The organism is Rheinheimera sp. (assembly GCF_020217005.1).
In the GTDB taxonomy this organism is placed as follows: Bacteria; Pseudomonadota; Gammaproteobacteria; order Enterobacterales; family Alteromonadaceae; genus Pararheinheimera.
Map to the genome: position 1 here is coordinate 1 of NZ_JAIWOI010000278.1, position 10,000 is coordinate 10,000.

General features: G+C 50.3%; 6 protein-coding genes. 3 read left to right on the top strand and 3 right to left on the bottom strand.

Going from position 1 to position 10,000, the window contains the following annotated elements; genetic code table 11:
• On the bottom strand, positions 1 to 298 hold a 298-nt coding region (locus LDL40_RS13565), incomplete at its 3' end, for a nuclear transport factor 2 family protein (protein ID WP_300995910.1).
• A 360-nt stretch (positions 299 to 658) separates the two neighbouring features.
• Here LDL40_RS13565 and LDL40_RS13570 point away from each other — a divergent pair.
• Genes LDL40_RS13570 through LDL40_RS13580 form a run of 3 tightly spaced genes read left to right on the top strand, consistent with a single transcriptional unit; the run spans position 659 to position 8,061 of the window.
• Positions 659 to 1,885, top strand: coding sequence for an efflux RND transporter periplasmic adaptor subunit (locus LDL40_RS13570; RefSeq protein WP_300995911.1), 1,227 nt, complete (start codon positions 659 to 661; stop codon positions 1,883 to 1,885).
• Entirely contained in the window at positions 1,886 to 4,978 is a 3,093-nt protein-coding gene (locus tag LDL40_RS13575) for a multidrug efflux RND transporter permease subunit (RefSeq protein WP_300995912.1), read from the top strand. It begins immediately after the preceding gene.
• Positions 4,975 to 8,061, top strand: coding sequence for an efflux RND transporter permease subunit (locus tag LDL40_RS13580; RefSeq protein WP_300995913.1), 3,087 nt, complete (start codon positions 4,975 to 4,977; stop codon positions 8,059 to 8,061). Before LDL40_RS13575 ends, LDL40_RS13580 begins: the two co-directional genes overlap by 4 nt.
• Before the next feature lie 288 nt (positions 8,062 to 8,349).
• Here LDL40_RS13580 and LDL40_RS13585 read toward each other — a convergent pair whose 3' ends face one another.
• The gene (locus tag LDL40_RS13585; protein ID WP_300995914.1) at positions 8,350 to 9,570 is read right to left on the bottom strand and encodes a sugar MFS transporter; all 1,221 of its coding nucleotides are present in this window, start codon (positions 9,568 to 9,570) and stop codon (positions 8,350 to 8,352) included.
• 52 nt (positions 9,571 to 9,622) lie between these two features.
• The coding region (locus LDL40_RS13590) for a putative glycoside hydrolase (RefSeq protein WP_300995915.1) at positions 9,623 to 10,000 on the bottom strand (378 nt) is incomplete at its 5' end.

A 10,000-nucleotide genomic window follows, 5' to 3' on the forward strand; every position in this document is an offset into this window, starting at 1 on the left:
TGCCATCCTGCAAGGCAAATACATAGTTCAGCTGCACAGGGCTGCCCTGAAAGCGACCTGATACATTGGCTTTTACCCAGACTTCGCCATAGCTGCGCGCTGCAGCTAGTATCTGAACTTTGGGCTGATACTTTTGTTGGTTATGCTGCAACCAGCTGCGGATGGATTCCAGACCCGTCAGTTGTTGGCCTTCGTCAAAGACGGATGCGTCCGGGTCAAAACACTCGGCGGCCAGTTGGTTATTTCGTGCATTAGTTGCTGAAAAATAACAATCAATAGCTGTATCTAACTCAGTCATGATGCGCTCCTTTTACTTAACCCTGTCAGATTAGCAAGCCAAACTGACAACCTTATGTCAGTAGCTTTTGTCATGATGAAACAAAAAACTGTTAGCTGAGACCGAGTTAGCCGCTCAGTTGCAGAGCTGAGATGTCAGTAGGCCAGAAGCTGAAGCTATTGCCATTTTTCGCTGATCCTTTTGTCCTTTTTCGCTGTATTTGATTTGCCACTTCGGTTTTTATCGCTGTAAAAAGACGTCTGACCGAAAGTCAGCTCATCTTTACTCAATCTTGACACTCGCTTCATTGCAGGGTTCTACCGCCTGAATTAGAGTAAGGCCGTTTTACTCAGTTGCACTTCTGTTATAGGGATTTATGTTATGTCTTTGCTGAAAAAGCCTGTTGTGTTCGCCGTTGGTTTGGCCCTTGCTGCTGCCGCTTCGTATTGGTTCTGGCCTGCTGCTGAGCCTGCAGCCGGCGCTGGACAAGGCAGTGCTGCACCACAAGGCCCCGGAAAGCGGCCTGGTGGGCAAAGACCTGGTGGCCCTCGTCCGGCGGGTGGAATGGCGAATAACCCATGGGCCATGCCTGTACCAGTGCGGGTGATTGAAGCCAGTTCTACCGACTTAAAAGTGCAGATTAAAGCCATAGGTACTGTGACACCTTTAAATACTGTGCTGGTGCAAAGCCGGGTCTCTGGTCCTTTACAGCAAGTGTTCTTTCAGGAAGGTCAGAAAGTTGAAGCGGGTCAGTTGCTCGCTCAGATTGATCCAGCGGATTACAAAGTGCAGCTGGCGCAGGCTCAGGGCCAAAAAGATCAAAATCTGGCCCAGCTAAAAAGCGCTGAACAGGATTTAGATCGTTACGCCAAACTGAAAGAACAAAACACCATAGCGGCCCAGCAAATGAATACGCAGCAGGCTTTAGTGAATCAGCTCAAAGGTGCTATCAAGTCGAATCAGGCTGCTATTGATGCCGCTGCATTGCAGTTGTCTTATACCCAAATTAAGGCCCCTATCAGTGGCCGTCTTGGTTTACGGGCTGTTGACCCTGGTAACTTAATTCAGGCTAACAGCGCCGAAGGTTTAGTCACTATTACTCAAAGCTCGCCAATAGCTGTGGTTTTTACTATTCCTGAAACTCAGTTGCAGCAAGTTCGCACTGCCTTTCGTGCCGGAGCTGCGTTGACTGTTGAAGCCTGGGACAGAGCAGAACAAATGCAGCTCAGTAGCGGCACTTTAACCACCCTGGATAACCAGATTGATATAGCCACAGGCACGTTGAAGCTTAAGGCTGAATTCGCCAATCAGCACGAAGAATTATTCCCGAACCAGTTTGTGAATGTGCGTCTCAATGTGGCGGTGCAAAGTGGCGCTGTCACTATTCCGCAGGACGCTGTGCAATACGGTGCTCAGGGCACTTATGTCTATATGGTGGACCAGAATAACAAAGCGCAGATCCGGGTGTTGAAGTTAGGTGCTGTCGACAATGGTTTAGTGGCTGTAGAAGAAGGTTTAAAAGCGGGTGACAAAGTGGTGCTGGAAGGATTGGACCGTCTGCGACCAGACCGTGAAGTTGAGGTGATCCAGGACGCGCCTAAGGGGTAAATGATGAACCTGTCCAAGCCTTTTATTTTACGCCCTGTCGCTACCTCCTTATTGATGCTGGCGATCTTAATTGCCGGTCTTTTAAGTTGGCGGTTATTGCCTGTGGCTGCGTTGCCCCAGGTCGATTATCCCATTATTCAGGTCTTTAGCTTTAACCCCGGTGCCAGCCCTGACATTATGGCTCGTACAGTCACTGCGCCTTTGGAGCGACGTTTAGGTCAGATCCCAGGCCTGAAACAAATGTCGTCCAATAGCTCAGCCGGTGCTTCGGTTATTACGTTGCAATTTGCCTTAGTGGTGGATATGGGCGTGGCCGAACAGGAAGTGCAAGCCGCTATTAATACGGCTTCTTCCTTGTTACCTAACGACTTACCTACACCTCCTGTCTACCGCAAAGTAAACCCGGCTGATGCGCCTATTCTGACCCTAGCCGTCAGCTCTGATACCTTGCCTTTACCTGCTGTCTACGATTTAGTCGATACCCGTATGGCACAAAAGCTCGCTCAGCTGACGGGGGTGGGTATGGTCAGTCTGGCGGGTGGGCAGCGCCCCGCTATTCGTGTCAAAGCCAACCCAGCGGCGTTAGCCAGCCTGAACTTAAGTGTCGAAAGTTTGCGTAGCGCTATAGCTGCAGCCAATACCAATCAGCCAAAAGGCAGTTTTGATGGTGCTTTTCGTTCCACTATGCTGGAGGCTAATGATCAAATTCGCAGTACGGATGAGTACAAAGAACTGATTATTGCCTACCGTGAGGGCGCACCTGTGCGCTTAAAAGACGTGGCAAAGATTGAAAATGGCGCTGAAGACCGTTTTCTCGCCGCCTGGGCTAATCAAAAGGCTGCTGTGCTGGTGAATATCCAGCGCCAGCCTGGTGCCAATGTGATTGATGTCGCTGACAGAGTGCAGGAGCTGCTGCCGCAGCTGACAGCCACTATGCCTGCCGCTGTCAAAGTAGAAGTCTTAACAGACCGGACTCACAGTATTAGGGCTTCGGTACGTGATGTGCAAAAAGAGCTGATCTTCGCCATAGTGCTGGTGGTCTTGGTGACCTTCGCCTTTTTACGCAGTATTCCGGCCACTATTATTCCCAGCCTGGCCGTGCCTTTGTCTTTGATTGGTACTTTTGCCGTCATGGTGTTGCTGGAGTTTTCCGTCAATAACCTGACCTTAATGGCCTTGACCATAGCCACAGGTTTTGTGGTGGATGACGCCATAGTGATGCTGGAAAACGTAGCGCGGCACCGGGAACAAGGGGCTTCTCCTATGGAAGCTGCACTCAGAGGTGCGAAAGAAATTGGTTTTACCCTGATCTCCCTGACCTTTTCGCTGATAGCCGTGCTGATCCCTCTGCTCTTTATGGCGGATGTGGTCGGCCGGCTGTTTTTTGAATTTGCTGTCACTTTGGCTGTGGCTATTCTGATTTCTCTAGTGGTGTCTTTAACACTGACCCCTATGTTGTGCGCACGTTTACTAAAAACCCTGCCGGAGCATCATGATCAAAATGGCCTGATGGACCGCATTATTGCCTCTTATGGCCGGGGTTTGCAGTGGGTGTTGCGGCATCAGACCTCAGCCATGTGCAGTATGCTGGCGACTGTGGCTTTAACGGCTCTGTTGTATCTGGCTGTGCCCAAGGGCTTTTTCCCTGTGCAGGACAGTGGTGTGATTCAGGTGGTGACCGAAGCGCCGCAGGATATTTCTTTCCAGGCGATGGCGGCCCGGCAGCAGGAACTGGCGGAAAATATTCTGCAGCATCCATCCGTCAGCAGTTTGTCGTCTTTTATTGGTGTGGATGGCAGCAATACCAGCATTAACAGTGGCCGTATTCAAATCAACCTGAAACCACATGGCGAACGCGACTTGTCTGCAGTGGAAGTGATCCGCGAGCTGGAGCAGCAAGTGCAGGCCGTGCCTGGTATCAAAGGCTGGTTCCAGCCAGTGCAGGAATTGAGTATTGAAGACCGCGTCAGCCGCACTCAATACCAGTTCAGTTTAACCACACCGGATCAGCAGGTGCTGAATCAGTGGTTACCGGATTTAGTAGACGCCTTGCAACAGCGCCCTGAATTGTCCGAAGTGGCCCATGATTTACAGCAACAGGGGTTGCAGGCTTATATCGATATAGACCGCACCGCAGCTGCGCGTTTAGGCATTAATGTGTCGCAAATCAGCACTGTGCTGCAAAGTGCCTACAGTCAGCGCCAAATCACCACCTTATTTACGCAGGCCAATCAGTATCGGGTGATTTTAGAGGTCGACCCGGACCAGATTAACGGCGTTGATGCGCTGAACAAGCTCTATATCAGCACCAGCTCTGGTACTCCAGTGCCGCTGTCCGCTGTGGCCAAAGTGACACAACGGCCTGCTAAGTTATTGATTAACCATCAGGGCCAGTTCCCTTCAGTCACCTTGTCTTTTAACCTGGCTGAAGGCTATTCCTTGGGTGAAGCTGTAGCTGCTATTGAAGAAGTGCAGCAGCAATTGCAATTACCGGCTGAAATGGAGCTGACCTTTCAGGGCGCAGCTGAAGCCTTCCGCGCCTCTTTGAGCAATACACTCTGGCTGGTGCTGGCTGCAGTGATCACCATGTATATAGTGCTGGGTATTTTGTATGAAAGCTTAATTCACCCTGTCACCATATTGTCGACTTTACCTTCAGCCACAGTAGGGGCTTTATTGGCGCTGCTGATCGCAGGCCAGCCGCTGGATTTGATTGCGGTCATCGGCATAGTGTTGCTGATAGGTTTAGTGAAGAAAAACGGCATTATGATGGTCGACTTTGCGCTGGAAGCGCAGCGCCATCAGGGTTTGTCGCCAACCGAAGCTATTTATCAGGCGGCGTTAATGCGTTTCCGTCCTATTTTAATGACTACGCTGGCGGCCTTATTTGGCGCTATTCCATTGTTATTGGCCAGTGGTTCAGGGGCTGAATTGCGTCAGCCTTTGGGACTGGTGATGGTGGGTGGTTTATTAGTTAGTCAGGTGCTGACACTCTTTACTACCCCTGTGGTGTATTTGTGGTTTGACCGCCATTTTAGTAGTAAAGAAGGTCAACAGGAAAACCTGAACGAAGCCGAGGCCAAAGCGTTATGAACTTAGCTTTGCCTTTTATTCAACGCCCTGTCGCCAGTGGTTTAATTGCCACCGCTATATTGTTACTGGGTATGTTGTGTTGGCGTTTATTGCCGGTCTCTCCTCTACCCGCTGTCGATTTCCCTATGATAGTAGTTTCCGCCAGTTTGCCCGGTGCCAGTCCTGAAAGTATGGCCGCTACTGTGGCCACGCCATTGGAACGGGCTTTGGGCAGTATTGCTGGTATCAACCGTATCAGTTCCAGCAGCAATCAGGGCTCAGCACAAATTCGGCTGGAGTTTGACTTGGACCGTAATGTCGATGAAGCGGCCCGTGAAGTGCAGGCTGCTATTAACGCTGCCCGCAGTCAGTTGCCGTCCGGTATGCCGGGTAATCCAAGTTACCGTAAATTTAATCCGTCCCAGGCGCCTGTGATGGCGCTGGCCTTAAGCTCAGAGCACTTGGCCTCCAGTGCATTGTATGACGCAGCCTCCACTGTACTGGCGCAAAAGCTTGCAGCTATTACGGGTGTAGGGCAAGTTGAAGTGACAGGGGCTTCTTTGCCTGCAGTGCGGGTGCAATTAAACCCCGGCATGCTGACTCAATATGGCGTGGCTTTGGATGAAGTCCGCAGCGCTATCAGTGGGGCTAATGCCTCTGTGCCTTTGGGCGTATTGGAGAGCAGCGATCAACGCTGGCAACTGGCGACCAGCCAGACTTTACGTCAGGCCTCGGATTATCAGAATTTAGTGGTAAAATACGTCAACGGCGCCCCTATCCGTTTATCGGATGTGGCATTAGTGACAGACTCCACAGAGAACCGCTACAGCGCTGGTTTTCATAACGATAAAAATGCGGTGATTTTGCTGATCAGCCGCCGCACAGGCGCCAATATTGTCGAAACCATAGATGCGATTTACCAGCAAATGCCGCTGCTGCAAGCCCTGATCCCAGCAGATGCTGATTTAGCTGTAGTGATGGATCGCAGCCCGGTGATCCGCGCCACTTTAACTGAAGCCCAAATCAGTTTATTGATTGCTGTGGCTTTGGTGGTACTGGTGGTCTGGGCCTTTTTAGGTAGTTTGCGCAGTGCCCTAATCCCAAGCCTGGCTATTCCGGTGTCGTTAGTTGGCTCCTTTACCGTGATGTATCTCTGTGATTTTTCGCTAAATAACTTATCGGTCATGGCACTGATTGTCGCCACGGGTTTAGTGGTAGACGACGCCATAGTGGTGGTGGAAAACATTAAACGCCATATAGAACGCGGCTTAACGCCTTTACAGGCCGCACGGCAAGGCGCATCTGAAGTCGGTTTTACCTTATTGGCAATGAATCTGGCTTTAGTGGTGATTTTCCTGTCGATTTTATTTATGGGTGGCTTGGTCGAACGTTTATTCCGCGAGTTTTCTATTACCTTGGCCGCAGCCATGACCATTAGTCTGGTGATTTCGCTGACCCTGACACCAAGCCTGTCGGCCCTGCTGCTGAAGGCCAAACAGCCGGGTGACAGTCAAACCGGTGCTTTTCAAAGATTTCAGCACAAGTATCACCAGAGCGTCAGCTGGAGCTTAAGTCATTATCGTTGGTTACTGGCGGCTTTGGTGTTGCTCTTTGCGGCCAATGCCTGGTTGTATACCAAGGTTCCGACAGGTTTACTGCCAGATCAGGACACAGGCCAGCTGAATGGTTTTGTCCGTGGTGACGATGGCTTTTCCTTTCAGATCATGCAGCCCAAAATTGAAGCCTTTCGTCAGCACTTATTAAAAGATCCGGCTATAGCCGATGTGACAGGCTCCAGCGGTGGGGATATGGGCATCAGCAACAGTTGGATGAGGGTCAGGTTAAAACCTCTGTCAGAACGGAAGATTTCTGCCCAGCAAGTGGTGGACCGTATTCGTGCTACAGCACCTAAAGTGCCGGGTGGCATGTTGTTTTTAAATGTTGATCAGGACATTCGTTTAACTTCCCCTTTTGGGCGCAGTGATTACGAGCTGTTGATGTTGTCCGGTGATTTGCAGCTGCTACGCAAATGGAGCAAACAGGTGGCGGAAAAAATGCAGGAGCTGCCGGAGCTTGTCGATGTCGACACGCCCAGTGGCGAAGACGCACAACAAATTTCATTGACCATAGACCGCGAAGCGGCACAGCGCCTGGGTGTGGATATGCGTACTGTGGCGACCTTGCTGAACAACTCTTTTTCACAGCGCCAGGTGGCGACTTTATACGATGAGATGAACCAATACCGTGTGGTGATGGAACTGACGCCTGGTTATACAGCTCAGCCTGAAGTGTTAAAACAACTGCAACTGGTAACGGCAGATGGCAACCGCGTACCTTTATCCAGTATCGCCAGTTATCAGTACAGTCTGGCCAATGACCGTATCCGCCGTGATGGTCAGTTTGCCTCTGTAGGTATAGGTTATGGTTTAGCGCCCGGTGTGACTTTACAGCAAGCCTCAGCTGCCATTGACAGGGTATTGGCTCTGGCTATGGTGCCCAGTGGCATTCATACCATTAATGGTGAAGATCAGCGTAACGCCATGTTTAAAAGTGGTGACCAACTTTGGCTGATTATTGGTGTGATTTTCACTGTCTACCTGCTTCTGGGTGTGTTGTATGAAAGCACAATTCAACCTATCACTATTTTATCGACTTTACCTTGTGCCGGGTTGGGGGCTTTGCTGGCGCTTTATGTCAGCAATACCGACTTTAACCTGATCGCTTTGCTGGGGCTGTTTTTGCTGATCGGCATAGTGATGAAAAACGCCATTTTGCTGGTCGACTTTGCTTTGCATGCAGAGCGGGATCTTGGCTTATCACCCAAAGATGCAGTCGCTTTGGCGGCGGCGCAGCGTTTGCGGCCAATACTTATGACTAACTTTGCGGCTTTATTAGGTGCAGTGCCATTGCTGTTTGGTATGGGTGAAGGTTCAGAGCTGCGCCAGCCTTTGGGCATTACCATAGTAGGTGGATTGCTGGTCAGTCAGTTACTGACCCTCTACAGCACGCCAGCAGTCTATTTGGCGTTAAGCAAATTCCGCCGCACCAGCTCAGTAGATCAACAGGTAGCTCACACGGCAGTTGAAAAAAAGGCTGAGGTTTAACTCAGCCTTAAGGGATGAAGACTCATCCGGCACCAGGAATATGTTTAATCAGCTTCAGCTGGCCCATTGGGCGAAGCCGGAAAAAGCATTGCCAACAGTTTGGCAATGTCCGGCTGAGCGCCAGTGGCTCTGTCCACTGGCCGGTCAAGCGCCACGGATGGCGCGAATACAAAAACATCGGGAGTGTTTTTGAACAGCTTCAGCTGGCCCATTGGGTGAGCGCCACGGATGGCGCGAATAAAATAGGCAAGGTCAACCGGGAATACGCACCTTGCCCCGGCTTGCGCCTTAACCTGTGACTTTGCGACTGCGTAAACCAAAGTAGCAAATGTAGAGATAACAAAAAATCGGCAATATAAAGGACAAAGTCAGGCCGAAATTATCTGCCAGCATACCCTGTGCAACGGGCAACAAAGCGCCGCCCACGATAGCCAGACACAATAAACCAGCGCCCTGACCTGTGTATTTGCCTAAGCCATGCAGCGCCAGGCTGAAGATGGTCGGGAACATAATAGAGTTGGCGATACCTACAGCCAGCAAAGCCAGCAGCGCCAGAGTGCCCTGTCCTGTGATCACCAGAGCCAGCAACAAAATAGCAGCGGCAGCGTGCATGGCCAGCAGCAAACCGGCATTCATTTTTTGCATCAGCGCTGCGCCAACAAAACGTCCCAACATAGCGCCGCCCCAGTACCAGGCCACATAATGAGCTGCGTCCGCTTCCGGCAGCCCGGTAATTTCTGGCAGGGCAATAAAATTGACCATCACAGAACCTATGGCGACTTCAGCGCCAACGTACATAAAAATACCTAAAGCACCCAGCCACAAATGGCTGTATGGCAGCAGGGTTTTAAGTGAGATTTTCTCAGCGGCTGTGGTGTTTTCTACTACAGGCAACTTCAGGCGTGAAAAAACAAAAGCAACAGCAAACAAGGCCACAGTCAGCACCAGATAGGGTAGTTGTACAGCGTCTGCGCCTTCAGTGCTGTCGAGTTGACTCAAAATTAAGGCTGCACCAATCAGCGGAGCTACTGTGGTACCTAGAGAGTTAAAGGCCTGAGTCATTGTCAGGCGGCTTGCCGCTGTTTTTGGGTTGCCCAGGATGGTGACATAAGGGTTAGCAGCCACCTGCAAAATAGTAATGCCGGATGCCAATACAAAAAGGGCAGCTAAAAACCAGGGATAACTGTGAAAACTGGCCGCTGGAATAAAGTTAAAAGTACCAACACCAGCAATAGCTAAACCTATCACTATGCCTTTTTGATAACCCAGTTTATTGATCAGCGCGCCAGCCGGCAAAGACACCACAAAATAAGCGCCGAAAAAGCAAAACTGGATCAACATAGCCTGAGTGTAATTCAGGTCAAACACGGCTTTTAAGTGCGGTATTAAAATGTCATTCAGACAAGTAATAAAACCCCAGATAAAAAACAAAAAAGTCAGAGCTGGCAAAGCCCAGCTGCTGATTGGAGTATGGGTGCTTTGCACCTCTGTTGTTTGAGCACTTTGCATTCTGTTCCCCGTCAGGCTGCCTTGTGGCAGCCGGTATTGTTATGGATGATATTTAATTTGCCGCACAACTCAGATCGGCTGTTGCAGTGGCTGGTGTCAATCTGATATTTGAAATTGTCAGCTGATAAGCGCCCTGGCTGTGTAAGACAAAAGGTTGCTGCAAATGATTCAATGCTGCCCCCTTTTCTGCAAAACAGTTCAGGTCTATCACCACTTTATGCCATTGATTGACGGCTTTGCTGCTGAGTAACTGTGCCAAATCTAAAGTGCCACCACAACCTGAGCCACAGGACTGGCTCAAAGTTACAGCTGCAGCAGGTGCTACCGCCCATTTCATATCGACCACCAGCTGGCCATAACCACTGGCGTCTAAAGGCACTGCAGCTTGTAGTACTAATTTAGCGTTAGAATTTGCGGTCCAGTCCAGTAG